General features: G+C 55.4%; 20 protein-coding genes, 2 tRNA genes, 3 pseudogenes and 1 riboswitch. Of the genes and pseudogenes, 15 read left to right on the top strand and 10 right to left on the bottom strand.

Annotated elements, in window-relative coordinates; all coding sequences use genetic code 11:
- From CPH80_RS06240 to thiB, 5 genes are all read right to left on the bottom strand, one after another.
- Positions 1 to 828, bottom strand: coding sequence for an ABC transporter ATP-binding protein (locus CPH80_RS06240; RefSeq protein WP_096276167.1), 828 nt, complete (start codon positions 826 to 828; stop codon positions 1 to 3).
- A 3-nt stretch (positions 829 to 831) separates the two neighbouring features.
- Positions 832 to 1,935, bottom strand: coding sequence for an ABC transporter permease (locus CPH80_RS06235; RefSeq protein WP_227520455.1), 1,104 nt, complete (start codon positions 1,933 to 1,935; stop codon positions 832 to 834).
- Positions 1,936 to 2,021: 86 nt separating this feature from the next.
- Entirely contained in the window at positions 2,022 to 2,636 is a 615-nt protein-coding gene (locus CPH80_RS06230; protein ID WP_096276163.1) for an ATP-binding cassette domain-containing protein, read from the bottom strand.
- Complete coding sequence (gene thiP, locus CPH80_RS06225) at positions 2,629 to 4,356, bottom strand: thiamine/thiamine pyrophosphate ABC transporter permease (protein ID WP_227520382.1); 1,728 nt, start codon at positions 4,354 to 4,356, stop codon at positions 2,629 to 2,631. Before thiP ends, CPH80_RS06230 begins: the two co-directional genes overlap by 8 nt.
- Positions 4,332 to 5,336 carry a thiamine ABC transporter substrate binding subunit gene (thiB, locus tag CPH80_RS06220; RefSeq protein ID WP_096276159.1) on the bottom strand — a complete coding sequence of 335 codons (1,005 nt, stop codon included), beginning with the start codon at positions 5,334 to 5,336 and terminating at the stop codon, positions 4,332 to 4,334. The genes thiP and thiB overlap by 25 nt, the downstream gene beginning before the upstream one ends.
- A 67-nt stretch (positions 5,337 to 5,403) precedes the next feature.
- Positions 5,404 to 5,501, bottom strand: a riboswitch (TPP riboswitch).
- Positions 5,502 to 5,548: 47 nt separating this feature from the next.
- On the opposite strand from thiB, the gene CPH80_RS06215 reads away from it, so the two are divergent.
- The 4 genes from CPH80_RS06215 to CPH80_RS06200 all read left to right on the top strand — a co-directional run bounded on the left by CPH80_RS06215 (position 5,549) and on the right by CPH80_RS06200 (position 9,688).
- On the top strand, positions 5,549 to 6,682 hold the full coding sequence (locus CPH80_RS06215; RefSeq protein ID WP_096276157.1) for a metallophosphoesterase family protein: 1,134 nt from the start codon (positions 5,549 to 5,551) through the stop codon (positions 6,680 to 6,682).
- Positions 6,679 to 9,321 carry an AAA family ATPase gene (locus CPH80_RS06210; protein ID WP_096276155.1) on the top strand — a complete coding sequence of 881 codons (2,643 nt, stop codon included), beginning with the start codon at positions 6,679 to 6,681 and terminating at the stop codon, positions 9,319 to 9,321. Before CPH80_RS06215 ends, CPH80_RS06210 begins: the two co-directional genes overlap by 4 nt.
- A gap of 155 nt (positions 9,322 to 9,476) precedes the next feature.
- Positions 9,477 to 9,551: transfer RNA gene (locus CPH80_RS06205), tRNA-Gly, on the top strand.
- Positions 9,552 to 9,614: 63 nt separating this feature from the next.
- A tRNA-Cys gene (locus CPH80_RS06200) sits at positions 9,615 to 9,688 on the top strand.
- A gap of 174 nt (positions 9,689 to 9,862) precedes the next feature.
- On the opposite strand, the gene CPH80_RS06195 is transcribed toward CPH80_RS06200, so the two are convergent.
- On the bottom strand, positions 9,863 to 10,612 hold the full coding sequence (locus CPH80_RS06195; protein ID WP_096276153.1) for a DUF748 domain-containing protein: 750 nt from the start codon (positions 10,610 to 10,612) through the stop codon (positions 9,863 to 9,865).
- Positions 10,613 to 10,782: 170 nt separating this feature from the next.
- A complete protein-coding gene (locus CPH80_RS06190; protein WP_096276151.1) occupies positions 10,783 to 11,142 on the bottom strand; it encodes a hypothetical protein in 360 nt (119 codons plus the stop codon).
- On the opposite strand from CPH80_RS06190, the gene CPH80_RS23305 reads away from it, so the two are divergent.
- The 4 genes from CPH80_RS23305 (at position 11,141) to CPH80_RS06170 (ending at position 15,181) form a co-directional block, all read left to right on the top strand.
- Entirely contained in the window at positions 11,141 to 11,377 is a 237-nt protein-coding gene (locus CPH80_RS23305) for a fatty acid desaturase (protein ID WP_096276149.1), read from the top strand. The genes CPH80_RS06190 and CPH80_RS23305 overlap by 2 nt on opposite strands.
- 158 nt (positions 11,378 to 11,535) lie before the next feature.
- Complete coding sequence (locus tag CPH80_RS06180) at positions 11,536 to 12,849, top strand: SAM-dependent methyltransferase (RefSeq protein ID WP_096276147.1); 1,314 nt, start codon at positions 11,536 to 11,538, stop codon at positions 12,847 to 12,849.
- Between the two features lie 18 nt (positions 12,850 to 12,867).
- Complete coding sequence (locus tag CPH80_RS06175; protein WP_096276145.1) at positions 12,868 to 13,992, top strand: NAD(P)/FAD-dependent oxidoreductase; 1,125 nt, start codon at positions 12,868 to 12,870, stop codon at positions 13,990 to 13,992.
- A gap of 160 nt (positions 13,993 to 14,152) precedes the next feature.
- Positions 14,153 to 15,181 (top strand): fatty acid desaturase, encoded by a 1,029-nt coding sequence (locus CPH80_RS06170; RefSeq protein WP_096276143.1) that lies wholly within the window; start codon positions 14,153 to 14,155, stop codon positions 15,179 to 15,181.
- Between the two features lie 57 nt (positions 15,182 to 15,238).
- Here the strand turns inward: CPH80_RS06170 and CPH80_RS06165 are convergent, their stop codons facing one another.
- Together CPH80_RS06165 and CPH80_RS06160 are read right to left on the bottom strand one after the other, a co-directional pair.
- The gene (locus tag CPH80_RS06165) at positions 15,239 to 15,757 is read right to left on the bottom strand and encodes a DUF2141 domain-containing protein (RefSeq protein ID WP_227520380.1); all 519 of its coding nucleotides are present in this window, start codon (positions 15,755 to 15,757) and stop codon (positions 15,239 to 15,241) included.
- Positions 15,758 to 15,980: 223 nt separating this feature from the next.
- Positions 15,981 to 17,287 (bottom strand): annotated as a pseudogene (locus tag CPH80_RS06160) (IS3 family transposase).
- A 721-nt stretch (positions 17,288 to 18,008) separates the two neighbouring features.
- On the opposite strand from CPH80_RS06160, the gene CPH80_RS06155 reads away from it, so the two are divergent.
- The 6 genes and pseudogenes from CPH80_RS06155 to CPH80_RS23295 all read left to right on the top strand — a co-directional run bounded on the left by CPH80_RS06155 (position 18,009) and on the right by CPH80_RS23295 (position 23,499).
- On the top strand, positions 18,009 to 19,604 hold the full coding sequence (locus CPH80_RS06155) for a Fic family protein (RefSeq protein ID WP_096276139.1): 1,596 nt from the start codon (positions 18,009 to 18,011) through the stop codon (positions 19,602 to 19,604).
- Positions 19,605 to 19,817: 213 nt separating this feature from the next.
- Positions 19,818 to 20,078 carry a hypothetical protein gene (locus CPH80_RS22325; protein WP_096276137.1) on the top strand — a complete coding sequence of 87 codons (261 nt, stop codon included), beginning with the start codon at positions 19,818 to 19,820 and terminating at the stop codon, positions 20,076 to 20,078.
- On the top strand, positions 19,981 to 20,226 hold the full coding sequence (locus CPH80_RS23300) for an aldehyde dehydrogenase family protein (RefSeq protein WP_227520379.1): 246 nt from the start codon (positions 19,981 to 19,983) through the stop codon (positions 20,224 to 20,226). The genes CPH80_RS22325 and CPH80_RS23300 overlap by 98 nt, the downstream gene beginning before the upstream one ends.
- On the top strand, positions 20,145 to 20,594 hold the full coding sequence (locus tag CPH80_RS22920) for a BCCT family transporter (RefSeq protein ID WP_264754822.1): 450 nt from the start codon (positions 20,145 to 20,147) through the stop codon (positions 20,592 to 20,594). Before CPH80_RS23300 ends, CPH80_RS22920 begins: the two co-directional genes overlap by 82 nt.
- A 2-nt stretch (positions 20,595 to 20,596) precedes the next feature.
- Entirely contained in the window at positions 20,597 to 21,817 is a 1,221-nt protein-coding gene (locus tag CPH80_RS06145; protein ID WP_264754834.1) for a BCCT family transporter, read from the top strand.
- A gap of 55 nt (positions 21,818 to 21,872) precedes the next feature.
- Positions 21,873 to 23,499, top strand: a pseudogene (locus CPH80_RS23295) (choline dehydrogenase).
- Positions 23,500 to 23,814: 315 nt separating this feature from the next.
- Here CPH80_RS23295 and CPH80_RS06135 read toward each other — a convergent pair.
- Positions 23,815 to 24,834: an IS30 family transposase gene (locus CPH80_RS06135; RefSeq protein ID WP_096276135.1), complete on the bottom strand. Its 1,020-nt coding sequence runs from the start codon at positions 24,832 to 24,834 to the stop codon at positions 23,815 to 23,817.
- Positions 24,835 to 24,904: 70 nt separating this feature from the next.
- Between CPH80_RS06135 and CPH80_RS23290 the strand changes: the two are divergent.
- Positions 24,905 to 25,015 (top strand): annotated as a pseudogene (locus tag CPH80_RS23290) (hypothetical protein); the annotation flags it as partial.
- Positions 25,016 to 25,033: the final 18 nt, after the last annotated feature.

Here is a 25,033-nt window from a genome sequence, read left to right as displayed (position 1 = left end):
TTACTCCCGTTGCCGGCTCGGTTCCTGAGCCCGGAATGCGTAACTGGCGGCCCGCCCTCGGGGGCCATGAAAATAATCCTGGATCCATGAGTCGTCTGTTGTTGCGACTTTTTCAATCCGGTCTGCGACCAGCACCTTCTTTTGAGACAGCACGGCCACTCTGTCGCAGGTTGTATACAGTGTGTCCAAATCGTGGGTGACCAGAAAAACAGTCAATCCCAGTGCGTCCCGGAGGGTAACAATCAGCTTATCAAAAGCCGCAGCGCCAATTGGGTCAAGGCCCGCGGTCGGCTCGTCCAGGAACAAGATTTCAGGATCCATTGCCAAGGATCTGGCCAAGGCTGCGCGTTTGACCATACCACCGGAGAGTTCCGACGGGTACTTGAGGGCAGAATCGGCTGGCAAGCCGGTCAGTGCCAGTTTCATGCGGGCAAGTTCCTCCGCGTCGGAGCGAGGCAGGTTGCAGTGCTCAATCAATGGTAGAGCAATGTTCTGTAAAAGGTTTAATGAGGTGAACAGGGCACCTTTCTGGAACAGAACACCAAATCTTTGTTCAGTTTCCGAGCGTTCTTTAGTGCTCAGTTCGTCCAGGTCTTTCCCGAATACCCGGATACGACCAGCCGTAGGTTTATGCAGGCCAACAATGCTTCTGAGTAATACGGATTTGCCCGTCCCCGAACCACCAACAACGCCCAGGATCTCTCCCTTGAAAAGATCCAGATCCAGATCTTCGTGAACAACATGGCTGCCAAAGCGGTTATCAAGGCCCCGGACTTCGATGACAGGCGCAGGCTGGCTGTCCGTTTTCTGAACGTTTGAGTTCGTCATGATTTACCAGCCCATTTCCATAAAGAAAAGCGCAGCAATGGCGTCCAGAAGAATAACGACAAAAATAGATTGAACCACGCTGGATGTTGTATGCACGCCCACTGATTGAGCACTGCCGCCTACCTTGAACCCCTCAAGGCAGCCAATGGCCGCGATTAGAAAGGCTAAGATGGGGGCTTTCGACATACCCACGAGAAAGTGCTTCAGTGCAACGTCCCGCTCCATAATCGCCATAAACTGAGCCGGGGAAATATCCAGGGAAATCGCACAGACCATAGCGCCACCTGCTAAACCGGCGAGCATTCCCACAAAGGTAAGAATAGGCAGGCTGATCATCATCGCCAGAACCCTGGGGATTACCAGCAGTTCAACCGGGTTCAGCCCCAGCGTGCGAATGGCGTCGAGCTCTTCGTTTACCTTCATGGCGCCAATCTGTGCCGTGAAGGCACTGGCGGTGCGACCTGCAAGTAGAATGGCGGCGAGCAGAACCCCGAATTCCCGTAAGAACGAGAAGGCGACCAGATTGACCGTATAGATAGTGGCCCCAAAGTCTTTCAGCACCGTGGCGCCAAGGAACGCCACAACGGCACCCACCAGAAAGGTGAGCAGAGCCACAATCGGAAGGGCGTTGAGCCCGGTGTTCTGCAGGGCCGCTACAAATGGTGTAACACGCCACCGGCTGGGCCTAGGCAAAACAATAAAAAGTGTTGCGAGAATCTGCCCAACAAATCCCGCCAAGAGATAGATCAGGTGCCAGATGGCTTCCACGGTTTTGCCGGTTTCGGTGAGAAACTGCAAGACGGGATTAAGGCCTTCAGGCTCCAGCGCAGGCTTTTCCTGCATAGCATCAGCTACGGCTTGTAGCAGTGCGTTTTGTTCTTGGGGCAGCGTGCCATCCTGTTGTGTGAGTGCGCTCAGGGTTTCCGACCCCAGCAGCGCAACCAGAAGAGAGGCGCCTGCTGTATCGACCCGCCCGAGCGCCTTTAGATCAACATGTTCCGTTTCCCATCGCTGATCAGAATATTCTTCGATCTGCTTTTTAAGTGCCTGATAATCGGCAAGAGTCCAGTCGCCCCGAATAGCCAGGGTGCCGTTCTGGCTCCGGATCTGGGAAGCGTTTTGATGTTCTGGGGAGCTGGCACTGTTGGGCACGGGTGTCAGAAATCCAAAAGTTGGTTGGTTAGCTTACTAGCTTAGAGACTACAGACGCTATCTGCCAGTATCCGGCGGTCTTCCTCGTCGTGGCTGGCAAGCACAATGAGTGTGCCTCTGGTTTTTTGTTCTAGTAAGAGCTGCCTCAGAAGGCCCCGTGCATCGCTGTCCAGTCCAGCCAGGGGCTCATCTAGGAGCATCACTGGCTGTTGGCGCAGGATCGCTCGTAACAGAGCAACACGTTGCCTCTGGCCGCCAGAAAGGTCGCCGGGCAAACGCTTGCCAAAACCGCCAAGGCCAACGCTTTGTAAACCCCGCTCGATACCCTGTTCATCCTCTGGTGAGAGTTTAAGGCCCGGGTGAATGCCTAGGCCAATATTGGCCTCAACGCTCAAGTGTTCGAACAGGTTGTGCTCTTGAAAAACACTGGTCATGGGCCGTTGCCAAGGCGCGCTATTGCGAAGGGATTTATTCTGCCACAGGATGTCGCCAGAGCGAGGTTCAAGAAAGCCTGCCAGAAGATTCATTAGTGTCGATTTCCCCGATCCACTGGCGCCATGGATGGCAATGCAATGGCCTGGCTCTATAGTGAAATTAAAGTTCCACGGGGTTTCCTGCTCTGGATAAGCGAAAACCAGGTTCTTTGCTTCAAGCATGTTCTGGCTCCGAAACAGTGCGGGTAGAGTGGGTCGCCAGGCTGGCTCTGAATAGGGGGGAGCCCAGCCGGTTAAACAGGCTGAACAGCATCAGTAGAAGTAATACCAGCCACAACCCGGTCGCGGCGGCGGCATCCATCCGGTAGCTACCCAATTGCTGGTAAAGCAGCACCGGCAGAGTGGGCTGGCCCGGGCTCCCGAACAGGGCTATAACGCCGAAATCCCCCAGTGACAAACCTGTGCCGTACGCCATTGCCAATGCCAGAGGCTTGCGCAGGCGCGGCCAGTGCAGCCAGCGCCAGCGATACCAGCCCAGCACGCCAAGTTGATCGGCCTGTTGGCGGCTCGCCGAATCCAGGCTTCCCATGGGGCCTCGGAGCATCTGCAATACAAAGGGTAACGCCATCATTGCGTTGATCAGCGTAACCAGCACCAAGCCTTGGCTGGAGTTGCCAAGGCTTGGCCGGAACAGCAGAAACAAGCCAGTGCCGAGTACCAGTGGCGGAACCATCAGGGGAAGGTACGCAGCTACATCCGTAAGCCGAGTAATCGCAGGCTTGGCCGCAGTGGTTCCGCAAGCCAGAATCAGCAGTGCGGCGCTTACCGACATGAGCCCGGCGGGCAGAGCGATGGCCAGGCTTCTCAGCGTGGCATCGAGCAAGGCGGGGTTTACAGAGAAAGAGCCTTCCGGGAAGAAAGCAGAACCCATCCCCGGCAGTCCCCGAAGTAAAATGGCAATCAGCGGCATCAACAGGAACAGCACAAACACTACCATAGCTGCCCCGTCCCCCAAGCGTGCCCAAACTGAGCTGCCTGCTTTACTCCGGTGTGAAGCAACCCGCCGGTCCGGAAGTAGCGATGCGGTGAGCCCTTTACGGGCCGCCAACCACCAAAGAAAGCCGCAGATAACCAGCTGAACCATGGCAAGAAGAGCGGCCTGGCCGGCATCGAATTCAAAGCGCAACGACTGGTAGATGGCAACCTCAATGGTGGTGGCCGCTGGCCCTCCGCCGAGGGTCATTACGATGGCAAAACTGGTAAAACACAGGGTGAAAACCAGAGCCGCAAGGCCAGGCATCACGGGTTTCACCGCCGGCCACTCCACGGCACGCCAATACCACCAGCGCCCAAGCCCCAACTGCGCGGCAACCCGGCGCTGGGATGGCGGTGCGTTCTCAATGGCTTGTAAAAGAATCCGTGCGGCCAGGGGCGCGTTGAAAAACACGTGGGCCAGCACAATACCGTTGATACCGTAGAGGTTCCAGGACGTGCCCAGCCAGTCGCCGGCTAAACCCGTGAACCAGCCTTGGCGCCCATAAACACTCACCAGGCCAGATACCGCCACAATTGAGGGAAGCACAAGGCTGAGCTCCATTAAGCGGAGCAAAGCTGAACGACCGGGAAAGGCCGGTTGCCTGGCTAGAATTCTGGCTACAGGAATGGCCACAAGCAGGCTGAGCACAACAGAGAGAAACGCCTGCCAAACGGTAAAGGTAACCACGGTGCGTAGATAACGGTTACGCCAGAGCTCGCTCAGATCCGGGAGCGAGGCCTCCCATACCAACGCACCCAGCCCCGCCATCGCCAGTACTATGAGTGCACTGGCGATGGCCAGCCCGGGCCAGAGCCGCCATCCGGGGCGGCTGAAAGGTGCAGGGTGCCGGTTAGGATTCATCAGAGTGGGCACATTTAGGTTTAGCGGGTCATTGCGTCGAGCCACTCATTCAGCCATTCACGCCGATTGTCGTTTGCCACTTTCGGGTCAAAATAAAGTGCCTCTGAGGGCTGAATCAGCTTATCGAACACCTCTGGCAGCTCGTCGCCCAGATCCGTGGCTGGATACATGACGTTTTTCAAAGGAATGTGGCGCTGAAAATCGGCGGTTAGCATAAAGTCGAGAAACGCTCGGCCCAGTTCTTTTTGGTCGGATGATTGCACCAATGCTGCAACTTCAACTTGCAGGTAGTGGCCCTCCTTGAATTCGGCAGCCTGGTACCGGTCAGTTTTATCCACCGCCATGTGGTACGCAGGAGAGGTGCTGTAGGACATAATCATAGGCGCCTCGCCGTTCATGAACAGCGAGAAGTAGCCGTCGCTCCAGCTTTTGGTTGTGGTGAGAATTTTGCCCTTAAGCTGCTGCCATTTTTCTGGAGCCTGATCGCCGTATACGTGGCGCATCCATAACAGCAGCCCAAGGCCGGGTGTGCTGGTTCTGGGATCCTGGATAATGATCTTTAAATCATCAGGCGCTGCGATAAGCGCTTCCAGGCTCTCCGGCGGATTAGGTAGTTTTTCGGTATCGTAAACAAACGCGAAGTAGCCCCAGTCGTAAGGTACAAATACTGAATCCTGCCAGTCGATCGGCAAGTTCAGGGCGGATAGATCGATTTCATGGTTCGCCAGCAAACCCGTCTGCCGCGTTGTTTCCATGGTGCCAGTATCCAGCCCCAGCACCACGTCGGCTTGGGTGCTTTTGCCTTCAAGGCGCAGGCGTTGAAGAATGTCACCACCGCTATCCAAAACCACATAGTTAATCTGGCAATTGCACGTCTTCTCGAAAGTTTTTTTAACAGCAGGCCCGGGGCCCCATTCGGCAGCAAAAGACGGGTGGGTATAAATTGTGAGAGAAGATGCCTTTTGAGCGTTTGCCGGCACAGAGGCCAAAGTGAACAGGAGCAGTGTAAGCGCTCGAATGAGCATGATGTTGTAGCCTCCGCAGCAGATCTGGGGTAACCATAAAAGGCAACCGTGCCGCGGGCCCCACCGAAGCCGGTGAGTGCTCAATCCCTTCGCCGGCATAATCCGGATCAGGTTCCGCGGGTATGGTCTCAGCCCGGCATTTGCCCGGCACCCCGTTGAGTTGGTTTGAGTGTACCATGCTCACAATGCCATTTCTTTTAGGGAGAAAACGGGTGCCAAGATTTTTACACACAGCTGACTGGCAGATGGGCCGCACGTACAGCCGGTTTGATACTGAAGACAGTGCAGCGCTCGTTGAAGCACGTTACGAGGCCATAGAGAAGCTGGCTGCGCTGGCCACAGAGCACCAGTGTGATGCAGTGCTGGTGGCAGGTGATGTGTTCGATGCCCAAACGGTCTCCGATCGCACCATTCGGCGGGTATTTAATGCCACCCGTGGCTTTGCCGGCCCTTGGGTAATGCTACCCGGTAATCACGACGCGGCGCTTGCAGAGAGTGTTTGGACGCGCGCTAGGCGCCTTGATGCGGTCCCAGAAAACGTACACCTCGCGCTTGAATCCGGTGTTGTCCCATTGCCAGAGCAGGGTATTGCCGTGCTGGCGGCACCTCTAACGCAGCGCCATACCTACGGCGATCTGACCCAGCCCTTTGACGAGTTAGAAACGCCCTCAGATATGCTGAGAGTAGGCGTGGCCCACGGCAGTGTGCAGGGTGTGCTGCCAGAGGACATTGACTCCACAAACCCCATCGCCCCAGACCGAACACAAACCGCAAAGCTGGATTACCTGGCCCTGGGTGACTGGCACGGTGTAAAGGAGATCAACGAGCGTACCTGGTACAGCGGCACACCAGAGCCGGAACGCTTCCGCAATAACGATGCGGGGTATGTCTTGATTGTTAATATCGAAGAACCGGGCGCGACACCGAAGGTTACCCGGCATGAAACCGCACGCTATCAATGGCACCAGTGGCGAGAGACTTTGTCCGTGCCTTCCGACCTGGATGAGCTGTTGCATCGAATCAACCAGTTGCCTGAAGCCTCGGTTCTGGACTTGAAGCTGAGCGGCACGCTTACATTGGCCGGTGATCAAAAACTGATCGATGCACTTTCCATAGCAGAGGCAAGGTACCGCAGCGTTACCTGTGACCGAACCGGACTGCAGTTGGAACCTACTGAGGATGACATCGCCGCCTTGCATGCAGATGGCTATCTCGGAGAAGTGGTTCAGGAACTACGAAAAAGACAGCAAACTGCCGACGTTGATGGTGACGCAGAAGTAGCACGGGATGCCCTAGCCATTCTGGCCAGCCTGCTGACATCAAAGGACACCGAGGTGGCCCAATGAAGCTTCAGCGTTTACGGGTTGAGCAGTTTCGCCAGTTCCGGCAGGGCTTTGAGTTGGGTAACCTGCAGCCCGGTATCAACCTGATACACGGCCCCAACGAATCTGGTAAAAGTACGCTGGTTCGCGCCATTCGCGCGGCGTTTTTTGAGCGCTACCGATCAAAATCCGCTGAGGACCTTGCGCCCTGGGGAGATTCCTCGGCTGCGCCGACGGTTGAGCTCTCTTTTGAACATAATGGCCAGCACTGGCGATTGGACAAGCGCTTCCTTAAGCGGCACCGCTGTGATTTGTTGATTGATAGCACGGGGTTTAGCGGTGAAGAAGCCGAAGAGAAGCTTGCAGAATTGCTGGGTTATCAATTCCCCAAAAAGGGCGCTAGCAAAGAAGAGCATTGGGGTATTCCGGGTTTGCTTTGGGTCGAGCAGGGCACCGGGCAGGATATTGAAAAGGCCGTTTTGCACGCCGGCGGTCATCTAAAGTCTGCTTTGAACAACCTGGTAGGCGACGTGGCCAGTACGGGTGGTGATGAAGTTATCCAGGCCGTGGAACAGCAGAGAAAAGAGCTGCTGACAGCCACCGGAAAACCTCGGGGTGACTACTTAACCCTAGCCAATAACCGGGAAACTCTGCAGCAGCAGGTGACCGATCTGCAGGCCCGGGTTGAACAGTATCAGGTACAGGTAGACCGCTTGGGCAGCTTGGCGATTGAGCACGACAAAGCCAGCCGAGAGCGTCCTTGGGAAACGGCTCGGCATAGCATGCAGCTTGCAGAAACAAAGTACCGGGAAATTGAGGCGCTGCAGGAACAACAAAGCCGTGGAAAAGACTCCCTGATTCAACTGCAGCAAAACCTCTCTTTGCTGCAGTTGAATCAGGCCCACTGGCGCAACCAGAGCGAACAGCTGGAGCAGCGTCACAAAAGTTACGAGAACGCCAGAAAACAACGTGAACAGGAAGAACTTGCCAGTCCTGAACTGGTGAAGGCGGTTAAAAGCGCCCGCAGCCAATACCAGCTCGCCACCGGAGCCGTGCAGCAGGCTCATCTCAGAGACAAACGGGAGCGTCTGAAAAAGGACTGTGCGAGGCTGGAAGCAGAGCTGGCCAAGTTGAAGCAGAGCCAAGAGACGGCCAAAGGCATTCAGGCATCGCTGGATGGCGCCCGCAAACAGAAACAACTGAATCAGATTGATGCGGGTGCTGTGCGCCAACTTAAGCAGGCCCAGCGCGAACTGGATGATGCGACTATCCGCATTCAGACCGTTGCCACCCGTGTTACCTGGAATCTGGACCCAGGCAAAGGCCTGGTTCTGGATGAGCAGAGCATTGAGGGGCAGGGTGAAAAGCTTCTCATGGAGCCCAGTGTTCTCGAAATTCCCGGCTTGGGTAGCCTTGGTATTCAGCCCGGTGGTGACGACCTTGCAAGCCTCCGCCGCCAACTTGAGAGGCTGGAGCAGTCTCTTTCGCAGCAATTAGCTGCGCTGGCGGTAGAGTCAGTTGAGGCGGCCGAGGTTAAACAGGGGCGACTTCAGGATGCTGAGGTACAGATACAGCGCTTTGATGAGCTCTTGAAATCCCTGGCCCCGAATGGAATTGAGCGGCTGCATTCAGCAAGAGCAGACGGAGAATCCGAACTACTGGCCCGCACTTCCGAGTTTGAAGCCTTGCCGCAAGCTGCAGCCATTGAAGGAGACGAAAAGTCCCTGAGCCTTGTGGAAACTGAGTTAAAACAGGCGGAACAACGGCTGGCGGACGCAGAATCCCATCAGCGACACCAGGAAACCCAGTTGCTGAAAGCTCGCCACGCTAGTGAGGCGGCCCACCGCGAGTGGCAGCGAATGACAGATGAGCTGAATAGCCCCGAGCGACAGCAGCAAATTGAAAAGCTTACCCAGGATATCACCGCCGCTGAAAACCAGCAGGCACAACTTGAAACTGCCCTCAAAGAGCGCGAAGCAACAATCAACGAGGCACGCCCTGAGCTTGTTAAGCAGGACATTGAGCGCTTCCGAGCTACCGCCGAACACCAAGAAATAGCTCAGCAAAAGCGAGCCCTGGAACTGAGTGAAATCAGGGCAAGGCTTGAAGCTTGGGGCGCAGAAGGGCTGGAGGAGCAACACAACGAACACGTGGCTGAGCTGGAGCACGTTAACCGCCGGTACCTTGAGCTGGATCGAAGGGCCAAGGCGCTAGACCTGTTGCTGAGCCTGCTGAAAGAAAAGCGCCAAGCCCTGACACGCCGGCTACAAGCGCCGTTACAGAAGCACCTGGATCACTACCTGACCGTGCTGTTTCCAGAAGCCAGCCTAGAAGTGGATGAAAACCTGACGCCAGGCAAGTTCAGCCGGGGCAGTGAACTGGGCCAGATGGCCGAGCTGAGCTTTGGCGCCCGGGAACAAATGGGCTTGATCAGCCGCCTGGCCTACGCCGATCTGTTGCAGGAAGCAGGGCGCCCAACGCTGATCATTCTGGACGACACATTAGTGCACAGCGATGCTGAGCGCCTAGATGGCATGAAGCGTATCCTGTTCGATGCCGCGACCCGGCACCAGATACTGCTGTTTACCTGCCACCCCGAAAAATGGCGGGATCTAGGCGTTGAGCCACGGGATCTTGAGGCTTTGAAGCTTTTAAACTTTTGAACTTTGAAACTATAGGCTGCAACTGGTTAAAAATTACTCACAAACCTCCGATAAAACAAAAACTTAAAAAAAGGTATTGACGAAAGAGCCGTAATCCGTAGAATACGCATCCGTTGTCGGGGCATTGCTTCGATAACTAGCTTAAGCAGTGAAGAGCGGGAATAGCTCAGTGGTAGAGCACAACCTTGCCAAGGTTGGGGTCGCGAGTTCGAATCTCGTTTCCCGCTCCAATTACTTCAAGTCTCTCAATGCCTACCTGAGAGCACAAAGACTCGATTCCTTCGATCTTTTTAGGCGCGGTGGCAGAGTGGTCATGCAGCGGACTGCAACTCCGCGTACGCCGGTTCGATTCCGACCCGCGCCTCCATTATTTCCTTTCATATCAGTATCTTACATTGGTCAACTCTTGGTATTTTGTCCAGAAGCCTCGTGAACTCCGATGACGGCTGCCAGTTCCCGTTGTAAATGATTAAGTCGAGACGAGAAAACTGGCATACCTCTGCGGATTTTTGAACTGGTCAGGCAGGGGCAGTCGCTTGCTTCAATCCGCAGTGATACCAACTTTCATGGCAACGCGCTCGCCGTCCACTGAATCGATCTTTTTGGGATCCAGAAGACGCACTCGGTCAGTTGCGATACTGGCATCCGCATTTGGGTCGACCAGGGCGTCCAATCCCGCTCCGCCGGATGACTCATTCTGTTTTTCAGTGAAACGCGTCTGGACTGCCTCCAGGTCACCCTCCGGGTAATACGTGGTGACCATCGTCTCGACAATATCCTGGTTGGACTCGGCCGTCAGGCTGGGATCCGCAACTTCACGATCCGCCTCAGCCAAGCGTTGCCGCAGGGTTTCGATGGCTTTCTCACGTTGCAGGGCCGGGCCATCAAAATTTCGACTGAAGGGACCGGCAAGCTCCAGGGCCAGCGCCGGGCGCTGGTTGAGGGCCTCGCGTAGCTTGGCGATGCGCTCGCGCTGGGGACGGAGCAGGTCGGTGCGCGCCAGGCCATACTCCGCGACCTGACCCTCTAGATCCACACGCGCCGGCTGATCCGAGGTGGAGTTCAAGGTCGATATCTGTCCGTTCAGGGTGTGGATGCTCGTTGAGAAGGGCAACGGCAGTGAGTAATTCGCAAACTGGAGGGTGCTGTCGGTCAGCTCAATGCTTTCAATGGTGATACTGAAAGGGGTTACCTCCTCGTCCGTGCGCGCGGCGGAGCCCTCTTGTGCTGGGCCATCGCTGTATCCCCAAGCGTAAAGTCTTTTTCGGCATCCCGGACGCGCGCCCGGCACTCTCGCCCTATCGTAGTCCCAGTCGCGGCAAGGCGATTTGGCAGCTCATCAATACGATGGTCCCGTATGCCGGATTGTGGTACTTGATGATCCTCTCAATCCGGCACGATTTTTCCTATTGGTGGACACTGGCGCTCTCGGTCGTGGCAGCTGGTTTCTTGGGGCGCCTTTTAGGGGTGCTCGTTTTTACGCCTTTCGACGACTGGCGCCTTAGCCACCTTCGTCACCACGTCAGCTACGCCAATCTCGATACACGGGGCTTCGGCGCTATTTTCAATTTCTTGCTGAGCAACCGGTTGCCGAGCCGAAAAGTGCAGCACAAACAGCGTATGAGCGTCGTGTTGACGGACCTTGCCATTGTCGGCGTATTCCTTGTTGCCGCCCAAACGATGGGTTGGCAGACGTATCTGCTGATTCAACTGCCTGTACTTTGGCTCGCCGGTATGGGCGGCATCTGGCTGTTCTACGTTCAGCATCAGTTTGAAGGCGGTTACTGGGCCCGAAAGAGTGAGTGGGACCCGCGCCGCCATGGAGGGCAGTTCCTACTATCAACTGCCGAACATTCTGCGCTGGTTTTCAGCGAACATCGGGTACCATCATATCCATCATCTTAACGCTCGAATTCCTAATTATCGTTTACCCGAGTGTTACAACGAGGTGCCTGCCGTGCGGGCCAGAAAACCTTTGACTTTGAGGCAGAGCCTGACGGCTTTCTGGCTCAAGCTATGGGATGAAAGCCAGGGAAAAATGGTCGCTTTTCCCTAGCAACTGAAAAAGGGAGAGTACGTGACAAAACCCGCCTGTTTTCTATACTGACACTGGGTGTCATCGGTATGGCATCGGGAAGTGGCTATATCGGGCGCATTGACGTGAGACGTACCAAATAAGTGAATGCCAGCAAGCATCAGGGAGCGAGAGGATCTATGAGCCAGAGCACCAGGAAGGCAGACACCCTGCAGGACCAGCCGACTAACCGGCCCCATAAGTTATCCATAGCGGCTGTAGAGGAAAGCACGGATCGCAAGCCCCACAGTTACGAACGCTGGTTAATTGCAAAGTTTTTGAGAATGGCAGGCAATCCGCCCGTTCGATTTCAGCTATGGAATGACGAAATCATTGAATCAGACCTCAGCGCCGCCAGCTTCACTCTCCGGCTGGCCGATCCCAAAGCCCTCTATCAATTGGTCAGTAATCCCAACCTGGCATTTGGTGATCTATACAGCTCCGGACGTTTAGAAGTCGAGGGGGATCTGTCAGACCTGATGACGGCGCTATACCGGGCCGTGCACAAAGCCAGGGAGAAGTGGCCAAAATGGCTTGAAGCTGTCTGGCGCAACCATAACCCCCGCTCTACCAGCGTTTCAGATGCCAGGGAAAACATTCACCACCATTACGACCTGGGCAACGAATTCTATAAGCTCTGGCTCGACCACGCCGAAATGCAGTACACCTGTGGCTACTACGAAAGCCCGGACCTGTCCCTGGAGCAGGCACAGCTGGCAAAGCTGGAACACGTTTGCCGGAAATTGCGGCTCCAACCCGGCCAGACCGTGGTCGAGGCTGGCTGTGGATGGGGCGGCCTGGCACGGTATATGGCCCGCCAATACGGTGTGAAAGTCCACGCCTACAACATCTCCCGGGAGCAATTGGCCTTTGCGCGCGCGGAGGCTGAAAAACAGGGCCTGAGCCATCTGATCGAATACATTGAGGACGATTACCGTAATATCGAGGGCCAGTACGACGCGTTTGTTTCTATCGGCATGCTGGAGCATGTGGGCAAGGACCATTACAGCGAGATGGCCCGGGTGATTCGTCGTTCCCTTAAACCAGAGGGTATGGCGCTGCTGCACAGTATCGGTCGAAACCGCCCGATGTTGATGAACGCCTGGATTGAGAAGCGTATTTTCCCCGGCGCCTACCCACCCAGCATCGGCGAGTTCATGAGCATTTGTGAGAGCGGCGATTTCTCGGTGCTGGACGTGGAGAACCTGCGGTTGCACTACGTCGCCACCCTGGAGCACTGGATGGAACGATTTGAAAGTGTCCAGGACCAGGTCACCGAACTGTATGACGCGCATTTCACCAGGGCGTGGCACATGTATCTGGCGGGTTCTACTGCGGCCTTCCGGGCGGGCTCCCTGCAACTGTTCCAGGTTGTGTTTACTCACGGGGATAACAACAACCTGCTCCCGACCCGCAAACACCTCTACAGCACTTCCGCTGCGCCGGAGTCCTAGCCGATATGGAGCCCATCTATGGATCACTATGACATCATCGTTATTGGCGGCGGCCCTGCCGGGTCGACCCTGGCCTGGTCGCTGGAAAAAAGCGGTAAACGGGTGCTGATTATCGACAAGCAGGATTTTCCACGAGATAAAACCTGCGCTGGCTGGGTGACGCCGGCCGTGATGGATACGCTGGAAATCGATCAGGACGATTACGCCCGAGGGCGAACCTTACAGCCCATCAGTGCTTTCCGAATCGGTATGATGGGTCAGGCTCCTGTCGACAACGATCATGGTGAAACGGTCAGTTACGGTATTCGCCGCTGTGAGTTCGATGCCTATCTGTTGGACCGGGTGAGCGCCAGCAAGCAGTTGAACACTCCGGTTAAATCCATCGAGCAGAAAGGCCGCAACTGGGTGATCAACGACACCTTTGAAGCCCCACTATTGATTGGAGCGGGCGGTCATTTCTGTCCCGTCGCCAAAAAACTGGGGCAAGGCCCCGGCAGCCATGAAACCGTGGTAGCCGCAAAAGAAATCGAGTTCGAAATGACCCCCGCCCAGGCCAGCGCCTGCCAGGCCCGGGGTGATACACCGGAACTCTGGTTCTGCCGTGACCTGAAAGGCTATGCCTGGGTATTCCGCAAGGGTAACTTCCTGAATATCGGCCTTGGTCGTGAGGACAACCACAAGCTGACGGATCATCTCAATGACTTTGTTGACGACATGAAAGCCCAGGGTCGCATTCCCGCTGACCTCCCAGGGCGGTTCAAGGGTCATGCCTATCTGTTGTACGCGCACGCAGAGCGGCCATTGGTAGATGACGGCATAATGTTGATTGGCGATGCCGCTGGCCTCGCGTATACCCAAAGTGGCGAAGGTATTCGTCCCGCCATTGAATCGGCCTTAATAGCCGCAGACGTTATCCGGCAAGTGTCTGATGTATCAGCCCGCAATCTGCAGCGATACGGCGAGGCGATTTCCGAGCGCTTTGGCACCCGCGCACTGAACGATCAATCCAGCTGGCAAATGCCAGACTGGGTAAAGCTGCCCCTGGCCAGCGGCCTGATGCGGTCCCAGTGGTTTACACGCAAAGTGGTGACCGAAAAGTGGTTTTTGCACCAGCAAGTACCGCCGCTGGAGTCTGCACTGTAGCTACCCTGCAACCATCGCCACAATCTATGAACGCCATTCCTTCGGGCCCGAGGTCACCTGCCATGCCAGCACGGTTTAGAACGTACGGTAGCGTACAGTTGCAATACGGGCTTTAATGTAGACTTGGTGTTTAAGACCCCGGATTCGAGGCAAAATCACTATGAGCACACCATCAGCATCGACCTCCGAGTTCACCACTGACCCCAGATCTCTGAGGCAGACGCTCAGAGCATATTGCAAGCCACGCCTGGCACGCAGTATTGCGGAGGTCCTGATCACCGCACTCCCGTTTGCATTGATCTGGGTTCTGATGTGGCTGGCTGTCAGTGCCGGATACTGGCCCGTGGCGCTGGTGCTGGCCGTCCCTGCTGCGGGATTCCTGGTACGACTGTTCATGATCCAGCATGACTGCAGCCACAGGTCGTTTTTCCATTCGCGGCGCGTCAATGACTGGGTCGGCCGTATCATCGGTGTGCTTACCCTTACCCCTCATGATTTCTGGCGCCACTCCCACAACCTCCACCATGCCAACTCTGGCAACCTGGACCGGCCGCAAATTGGCGGGCTCGACACCCTCACAGTGCGCGAATACCAAGCCCTGCCGCGGAGGCAGCAATGGCGCTATCGCCTCTATCGCCACCCTCTGGTGCTATTCGGTTTCGGACCCACTTACACTTTCCTGCTGGACTACCGGCTGCCTTTCGGATTCATGCGTGCTGGCTGGATGCCCTGGATCAGTACCCTGGGCACCAATGCGGCCATTGCGGTTCTGGCAACGTGCGTAATCTGGTTTGTTGGACTGGGACCCTTCCTGCTGATCCAGATCCCGATCACGCTGCTCGCCACCACCATGGGGGTTTGGCTGTTCTACGTCCAGCATCAGTTCGAGGCCACCTACTGGGAACACGATGAACACTGGAATGCCTATGACTCCGCGCTGCAGGGCAGTTCCTACTATGTACTGCCGGGTATCCTGCGCTGGTTCAGCGCCAACATCGGCGTGCACCATGTCCACCATCTAGCTAGCCGAATCCCTTCCTACCGCCTGCCCGAGGTGTTGGAGGACTACCCGGAACTTAAAACATTCAACCGGATCACGCTGCGCGAAAGCATCGATTCAATACGCCTGGCGCTCTGGGACGAGGACAAAAGGCGGCTGGTTTCCTTCAGGGAGGCGAGCGTCGGATAAGGAATCAAGTGTTAATGGGGTCAGCCCCCACATTTCACAGAACAAGATGGGTGTCACTCAGTAATTCAAGCTGATCGTCAGGTCCAAGTTTTGCCCATCGTACGGAAACCTGGCGGCCTCGAACGAAGGCGCACCCATCAAGGCGCTTGCACCGTTTGAAAAACCGTAGCCTTCGGTGGGCATCCCTATCCCGTTGGTGCCAAGCTTGCCGTCCATATTTTCATCATGAATGACGGCAAGGGAATAGGTTCCCGGCGGGATGTCTACAAAATCGCAACGCGCCTCCGTATCCTGCACCTTCGTCATTATGATATTGGTTGCTGAGCGCAGAAACTCAGTAGGAAAGCCCTCTGACGTTTTGAAAAGCGCGCAAGCTATCGCTCCAGCGCTGTTTCTGATGTCCAGAATCTTCACGTGAATGCCGGGGCACGATGATTGCGCAAAGGTGATGGCGGGAAGATTCGCCAATACCAGCACTGTCAACAATGCTACAAACCGAGCCCTCATGGGGACCAGCGTCACTGGATGTCTGACCGTGGAGGCCAACACGGACTTGCGATTAGTTGACTCACTCATGAGCGTCCTCATAGGTCCGATCTGCGTCGTTTTAGAAATCAATCAATGTAATCGGAAAATCATCCACACTTGGACAGTAGTTCTTCTATACATAGGCTTCAAGTGCTGGAAATGCTCTGGGTAGATGAATTTGACAAGCGACCACATTTGCTTGCGAATGTTGGTGTGCGAGATGCTGAAAAGGTTCTGGTATGAGGTGACCATGTCATGCAGGTAAATATTGTTAAGTATTGGGATCGCATCCGTTCCAGCTTCGAATGTCACCAGACCAACGCCTGGGATTCAGACTCTTTGCTCGTTCATAAACCGCTTCACGTTTGGCTAACAACTCTGCATCAACACCTTGGTGCCGTTGTGCTGGCGTCACGAAGTTGATGCCGCTGTGCAGGTGCTCTTCGTTATAGGCTTGCTCGAACAACAGCATCCATTTGCGCACCGCCGCTAGTGATGAAAAGCCTTTGGCGGGCCACTTCGGGCAGTACTTCAGCGTCTTGAACAACGACTCTGAGTACGGGTTATCGTTGCTCACCCTGGGTCGGCTGTGGGACATCAACATACCCAGTTCTGCCAGCCGCGCTTTCAGCGTGTAGGACGTCATCGGCGCGCCATTATCTGAGTGCAGCACCGGTGGGTTTTGCCAACATCTCTCGCGCAACAGAGCTCGATCAATGAGCTTTTTGGCAAGCTCGCCGGACTCTGATTCGTGGATTTCCCACGCCACGATTTTGCGACTGTAGATGTCCATGATCAGGTACAGATACCAGTGCTGACCGCGCACCTCTGAGGGGCAATAGCTGATGTCCCAGCTCCACACCTGGTTCGGGCCTGTGGCGGTAAAGCTGGTGGGCTCAGGGACCTTGCGCGGCGGTTTCATGCGGCCCCGATGATTCACTTGCTGGTACTTTTTGAGCACTCGGTAGAATGAGGACTCAGAGACCAGGTAAAGCCCTTTATCAGCCAGTCGAGGCACGATCTGGGACGGTGGCAAGCTCTGATACTCCCGTTCATTGCAGGTATCCAGAATGGCCGCTTCTTCAGCGTGAGTGAGCTGGTGTGGCTGCACAACGCGCTCCGCTTGCGGGCGTTGATCCTCCTTCACAGCGCCATTAGCGCGTCGCCAGCGCTTCAACGTGCGCTGGCTCAGCTCCATCAAGCTGGCCGCCTTATACCGGGCTGCGCCACTGGCCACAGCTTCGTCATAGTCATTTAACAGCCTTGTACGTTCGGTCAGCGGTGTCAGCTGTCCTCGCTGTCCGGGTCCTCGCCGTACAAGGCTTCGAGCTTTTTTGACAGCACCAGCAACGAGGCCGTTTCGATCACGACGGCCAACTTGGCTTCAGGAGACCCATCGTCTCCAGCATTACGATAACCCGGCACAGGCACTCCTTGTTGTCGACACTGTTTTAACCAACTATACAGAGTCACATCCGATATGCCTTCCTCTGCGGCCACCTGCACCACACTGCGGTTCTGCGGAGGCAACAACTTCTTCAACACGGCCGCTTTTCGTTCTTCGGAATAACGTGGCATGACTGCTCTCATACCGCCCAATCTGACATGAATTTAGGCGAAATCGCCAACTGGACAACTAGGCTGGCAGAGGGGGACAATGCCAAACTCAAAAGAGGCCTCGGGCTTGGCATTGTGGGGAAATTCCAACTGTTCCTATCCGCATCCATTCCATCGAACTCTGCCCGCGACATGCCAAGAGGCCGCTGTAGGTGGCTACAACGCTAACTTAAGCTACTGATTTACATAGGCCTTAAAGTACGATTTTGACTTCATATTTAACGTTAATAAAAAGAGCTAACGCAATGATATTTAGTCGATTATTTCTATAATGTCAACAAGACTGCAACTCCGCGTGCGCCGGTTCGATTCCGACCCGCGCCTCCATTATGTCCCCATTATTATCTAGTTATTTCCCTTCGAAATGGATGAGTTTCTCACCCAAAAATCATCCAAATTATACCCAAAAAACCATCCGTGTTTAGGGGTTAATAACTCCGACTCTTACGGTCTAATTTGATCGTCGTTCAAATTACGTTTCGGTCGCTTGCGTAACCGATAATCATCTTGCATAGCGTCTATCCTGCTCGCTCCCCCTTATCTATCGTTTTGACCTCGGATGAATTCATTCAATTACAGCAATATCTAATTAAAAAAACGGTTTTACAGTCATTATTGATCAATAATACGGTAGGATAAGCGAAATAACGGAAACTACGGATCAAATAAAAAGGTAAGCGGTATGGATTCCTGGATAGGCTACGCATGGTTGCGAGAGCACTTCAGTTTGCCGATCACTCAGAAATTGCCAGTTCTCAGTCGGATTGGACGCGACCGCAAAACTATGTTCCAAGAGGGTGTTCGATACGAAACCTTTCGCTCCAGTGCAAAACCGGATGACACACCTATTGCGCATCTTGCGTTTGCTCTCAAGCACGAGGGTATCCATCTCGAATTACTGGCTCACGCATTTGCCAAAATGAGTAAGCAGGCGCTGACAGACTGGATTGCTTCCGAGCCTACTGGGCAATACGCACGTAAAGCAGGCTTCTTGTACGAGTGGTTGACCGACGACACTCTGCAAGTACCAGCCATAACTGGTACCTATCGCAATCTGCTTGATCCAAGACACGTGGTGGTTTCTGATACTCCGATCAAAAACCCACGCTGGCGAATTAACGACAATCTTCCTGGCACTCCTTATTTTTGCCCAATCATCCGTCGAACGGAACTGCTGGAGCTGATCAAAAACTACGATTGTGCAGGTCGACTTCAGGGTATGGAGGAAGATTACGGTGCCGATATGATGACGCGGAGCGCTGTCTGGTTGACCATTCGTGAAAGTCGAGCCAGCTTCGCGATAGAGCGCGAGGGCGATCAGAAGAGCAGAATTCATCGCTTTGCATTGGCGATGGGCCGGTATTGTGGGCGGTTCGACACACCACTTACCTCCGAGGCGTTAACGGAACTTCAGGACAACATTCTGGGTGTCAGCACCATTCGTCATGGTCTGAGGCAATCCCCCGTTTTTGTTGGATCAGGGACGCGAGAGATGGGCACGTATGTGCATTACGTGGCTCCCCCCACCGAGGATGTTGAGCCTATGCTCAAGGGCCTGCAGACGTTCATGGAAAGGACTCAGAATGAGAACTCTATCATCCGGGCAGCTGTGGCCAGTTTTGGATTTGTGTTCATTCACCCAATGGCAGACGGTAATGGCCGCATATCCCGTTTCCTTATTAATGACACGCTTCGCCGTGACTCGGCAGTACCGGAGCCTTTGTTATTGCCAGTATCGTCTACGATTACCAAAAGCAGCGCCAGTCGCTTTGATTACGATAAAGCTCTTGAAGCGTATTCCCGTCCCATGATGGCCAAAACTATCAGCGATATTCAGTTCGGAAACCGGACGACGTATGCCGATGGCGTGGTGTCAGATTTCGAGTTTTCTGGAAATGGTGGGCTGAGGCCCGCATGGCGCTATCCGGATCTCACTGAGCAATCTGAATATCTATTCCACGTTGTTCACGAGACGATTGAATATGAGATGCGCCATCAGATTCAGTCACACCGTGCGTACGTAAATGCACGCGACCACGTGAAGGATTTTCTGGAGGGCCCAGATGAACATCTTGATCGAATTATGCGCTCTATTGAACATAACGACGGCCAGGTCAGCCATAAACTCAAAAACGAATTTCCAATGCTAGACAGCCCAACAATTAGTCAGCCGATTCAGGAAATTGTCCAGGAATACGTTGCCAACCGGGCGCAGCGCCTAAGTTACGATCCTGCTGCGGAGATCGAAGCGCTTAGGAACGATGAGTCAATTTCATAAAACGTGCGCCTCTGTAGTCGTACGTGGAAAACATCTATCCCCGCGTCGTAGAGAACAATGTCTGGCCTCGAAAACTCCAAGGCCGGCAGCATCGGTAAATGCCATGCAAGCAATATTTTCTCATGGAAAATAAATCTGTCCCAGGTTTTGTAGAAATGGCGAAATAGTAACCTATACTTTTTGCGTGAGGTACATTCTTTCAGGAGATGCACCATGGGTAAAATAGCACGCCGTGGATTGTGGATCGCCGGAGAATCCGTCAGCGGGGAGCAGTCCCGATGGTTCGCCACTCTGAATCCGGCAACGGATGAGGTCATCTGCGAGGTGGCCGAAGCCGGCGATGGTGGCAAACCGATTTCCGAAACCCCGGAGGCGGATGTGGATTCCGGGGCCGATTGCCTCGAGTACTTCGCAGGCCAGGCGCTCACCCGTCACCCTGGAGTTGGGTGGCAAGTCTCCCTTGGTGGTATTTGATGATGCCAATATCGAGAACGCGGTCTCCGGCGGGCCACCGTTGAGGGATTCGAGGCGGACTATCCGGTGGTCTTCTTCGGATCCTCAATCCTCATCGTGGTGTTCGCCTTGTGGACGATGTTTTTCACCGAGAATGCCGAGGGTCTGATCAACACGCTTCTCGGCTGGGTCTCGGACACCTTCGGGTGGTACTACTTTCTGACCGTGGTGGCCTACCTGGTTTTCGTGATTTTCATCGCGGCATCGCGCTTCGGCGACATCCGCCTGGGCCCGGATCACTCCAAGCCTGAGTTCAACCTGGTCTCTTGGGCATCCATGCTATTTGCCGCGGGTATCGGGATCGATCTGTTGTTTTTCTGTATTTCCGAACCGGTCGCACAGTTCCTCAATCCGCCTCAGGGCGAGGGTGGTACGGTAGAGGCAGCACGCCATGCGATGGAACTGACGTTTCTGCACTGGGGCATTTCCGGCTGGGGCATGTCGCTGGCCTACTTCAGTTACCGGCACTGCTGGTGACCATGATCGTGGTTTTCGCCACGTTATCGGCCATCAGTGGCGTGGAGCGTGGAATCCGGCGCCTGTCGGAGTTCAACATGCTGCTGGCCACTGCCCTGGTGATCTTCGTGCTGCTTGCGGGGCCGACTCTGTTTCTGCTGAATGCCTGGACACTCTTCTTCTGGGCGTGGTGGATCGCCTGGGGGCCATTCGTTGGCCTGTTCCTGGCGCGTATTTCCCGCGGGCGGACGATCCGCCAGTTCACCATAGGGACACTGATACTTCCGCTGACATTTATGATGATCTGGATGTCGATCATGGGCAACAGTGCCATTGACATGGTGATGAACGGTGCCCAGGAATTCGGTGAGCTAGCTGTCGAAACGCCGGCCTCGTCGATCTACATATTTATGCAGAGCCTGCCTTGGACCGGGGTCACCACTGTTGTGGTATCCATCCTGGCTCTTGTCTTCTTCGTCACTTCCGGCGACTCGGGGGCGCTGGTGCTGTCCAACTTAACCTCCATCCTCACGGATGTGAACCATGACGCCCCGGTCTGGATGCGCATCCTCTGGGCGGTGATCATCGGCCTGCTGACCCTGGCACTGCTGATGGCCGGCGGGCTGGGCGCCCTTCAGGGCACGGTGGTCATTATGGGTCTGCCATTCTCGGTGGTGCTGTTTTTCATGATGTTTGGTCTGTTCAGTGCTCTCAAGACCGAAACACTTAAGCACGCCATGAGTCCCATGCACGGGATGCCCACGGCCGCCGAAGGCAAATCGCTTTCCTGGCGCCAGCGGCTTGCCCGGGCCATGAGCTTTCCGGACCGCAAGGGCGCCCTCAAGTTCATGGATGAGACGGTGCGCCCGGCCATGGAGGAGATCCGTGACGAGCTTCGAAACAAGGGCGTGGCGGCAGATATTCGACGGGACAAGGATGAGCCCCATCTTTCGCTGGACGTAGACCTTGGAGGCGATGGCCACTTCACCTATCAGGTTTGGCCACGGTCAGTTCCAATGCCCGCGTTCGCCATTCGACCTCATTCCGAGACCAGCACTTATTACCGGTTGGAAGTACACCTGATTAATGGCGGCCAGGGTTACGACCTGATGGACTACGGTCGGTCCCAGATCATCGCGGATATTCTCGATCAGTATGAGCGTCATCTGGCCTATCTGCAGCGCCTCCGAGAAGCGCCGGGCGATGTCTCTATGCCGGGTCTGGGCGATCCTGAAAAAGAGTGAAGGCCTGTGCTGAACGCAAAAAGACCTCCGGCCATCAGAAAAGGAGTATTGCCACGTGACTGATAAAAGTTTCGACCGCACAGTCGACTACGTCATCATCGGAGCCGGTTCGGCCGGCTCTGTTCTCGCCAACCGACTGAGTGCCGATGGCAACAGCAACGTTCTGGTGCTGGAATTCGGTGGCAAGGACAACTCGATCTATATCCAGATGCCGCTGGCATTCTCCATTCCGCTGAGCAAGCCCCGCTTCGACTGGCAACTGCATACGGAACCTGAACCCGGACTTAACAGCCGCACTCTGCACCAGGCCCGCGGCAAGGTTATCGGCGGCTCCTCATCCATCAATGGTATGGCCTACGTTCGGGGCTCGGCGGGCGACTTCGAGGAATGGGAGTCCCTGGGTGCCGAAGGATGGGGGTATGCCGATGTACTGCCATACTTTCGCAGGGCCGAAGATTGTATCTATGGAGCGGATGCCTACCGGGATACCGATGGGCCAGTGGGGGTGTGTAATGGCAACAACATGCGCAATCCGCTCTATCGGGCGTTCATTCAGGCCGGGGATGAAGCTGGCTACGGCCGCACCGAGGACTACAACGGCTATCGGCAGGAGGGCTTCTGCCGCATGGACATGAGTGTCCGGAACGGTGTGCGGTCATCCACCGCCAACGCTTACCTGAAACCGGCCCTCAAACGCAGCAACCTTTCGCTGGAGATGCATGCCCTGACACGGCGGATCATCATGGAAGGAAAGCGAGCCGTGGGGGTGGAGTACCAGCAGAAGGGCCACATCTTCCGGGCCTGCGGAACAGCTTCGCGAACATGGCATTGAGGTGGTCCATGACCTGCCCGGGGTGGGGGAGAATCTCCACGACCATCTCGAAGTCTGGGTTCAGCGCCGCTGCACCCAGAAGATCACGCTCAATGGCTGGTTGAATCCATTGGCCCAGGCCTGGATCGGTGCCCGCTGGCTGTTGACTCGCACGGGCCTGGGGGCGAGCAATCAGTTCGAATCCAATGGCTACATACGCAGCCGGCAGGGCCTCCGCTATCCCGACCTGCAGTATCATTTCCTGGCTGGGGCGATCGCCTATGATGGCTCCAGTGCCGTGAAAGGGCACGGCTTCCAAGTACATCTGGGCGCCAACAAGCCAAAAAGCCGGGGCTGGGTGAAATTGCGCTCCGCTGATCCGGAAGATCCGCCACGGATGTTCTTCAATTATCTCTCGGACGAGGCCGACAGGCAGGCGTACCGGGATGGTCTCCGCCTTACCCGTGAGCTATTCGCCCAACCGGCTTTCGATCCCTTCCGCGGAGAAGAGGTCTCTCCGGGCCCGGACGTAACAACGGACGACGAGATTGATGACTGGGTTGCCCACAGCGCCGAGACCGCCTACCACCCCTGCGGCACCTGCCGCATGGGCACTGACGAACTAGCGGTGGTCGACAACGAGTGCCGGGTACACGGTGTGGAAAACCTGCGGGTTGTGGATTCCTCAATCATGCCCGCAGTAACCAACGGCAATATCAATGCCCCCACAATCATGATCGGCGAAAAGGCCGCTGATCACATACTTGCAAAAGGGCTCCTCGAACCGTCCGGGGCCGCTTCATACGTAGCCTCGGACGGGGGTAAGAAGCAGCGCGAAGGAACACCGCGGCGGCGGGCTGATGAGCTTTAACGGTTCGAGTAGTTTGTGGTGAGTGCTCCGAAGAGCTTGCAGGTGAACAGTGGGAATGCGTCAGCTGTAAGAGCTAGTGAGAAAGCGAAGAAGGATGAGAAATGCTGGTTTGGATCAGCGGATAACTCAGCGCCAAGAGGCCGAGGTGCGTGGCTACAACGCTAACTTAAACAATTGATTTCCATAGACCCCAAAGTACATTTTTGACTTCACTTATTACATCAATAAAAGTCTCTAATAAGCTGATATGTGGATAAAAATTATTATAAACCAAACAAACCTGGGCGGTCTCCAACTCCAAGTGCAACACTCGGTTTAATGAACGCCTGATGGCGCTTCCTGGGTACGGTTGATCAAATCCATAAACACCTCCAGCGGTGGTTTGAAGCCTAACCGCTTTCTAGGCCGAGTGTTGAGCTGGAAGGCAAAAGCGTCCAATTCATCCTGGCTGAACACAGACAGGTCGGTTCCCTTCGGCATGTACTGCCGCAACAAGCCATTAGTGTTCTCGTTAATGGCTCGTTGCCAGGGGCTGTGCGGGTCAGCGAAGTAGATCGCCGTGCCGGTCTTTTGGGTGATCTCAGCATGGCGCACCAGCTCGCGACCCTGGTCGTAAGTGAAGGTCTGGCGCATCTCCAGCGGTACCCGATTCAACGCGGCACTGAAGCCCTGAACGGCCGCTGTGGCGGTGGCACCATCCATCTTGGCCAGGAATACCAGACCACTGACACGCTCCACCAGGGTGCCAACGGCCGAGCGATTGAAGGCACCCTTGATCAAGTCGCCTTCCCAATGCCCAGGCAGCAGTCGCTCTTCGACTTCCGGCGGTCGCAAGTGGATGCTGACCAGATCCGGGATTTGTTGGCGACGATCAACCCCGCCAGCACGGGGACGGCGCTTGGTGTGACCCTGACGCAGGCAGGTAATCAGCTCCTTGCGCAGCTCGCCGTGAGGCTGGGCATAAATGGCTTTGTACACGGTCTCATGTGAGACTTGAAACTCAGGATGATGAGGAAACATGGTCTTCAGTGTGCCGCTGATTTGCTGAGGAGACCACTTGTTTCGCAGCATGTCGACGACCACTTCATGGAGGTCAGTGCCCTCGACCAACTTGCGCCGGGGTCGGCATAGCAAACGTGCTGAACGCGCTGCGAGTCCTGCTGCTTCGGCATCATAGAGTCGGCCTTCAACCGTACGCCGCTGCAATTCCCGGCTCAGGGTGCTGGGTGAACGGTTCAGCTCACTGGCAATGGCACGAAGGCTTAGGCCCTGGCGCTTCAGGAACATGAGCGTAACGCAGTCGGTGGTACTAAGGTGATGATAGTGTTTTTCCATGGCAACACGGTACTCGATTAGAGGGTGTTGCACTTAGTTATTGAGCGCGCGCCCCCACAACCCCCACGAAGTGCTTGAAATAACCAGTCTCGATTCCCCCCGAAACCGCGGCGATAACTTCGGCGCGCTGGTCAGAGGTTATATCGAGCCACCTTTGGATGGTGCTTACCGTTTTTACATCACTGGTGACGACGAAACC

It is taken from the genome of Marinobacter sp. LV10R510-11A, from assembly GCF_900215155.1.
In the GTDB taxonomy this organism is placed as follows: domain Bacteria; phylum Pseudomonadota; class Gammaproteobacteria; order Pseudomonadales; family Oleiphilaceae; genus Marinobacter.
Note: the sequence above shows the minus strand (reverse complement) of the source record. Positions and strands in the feature narration are given on the sequence as shown.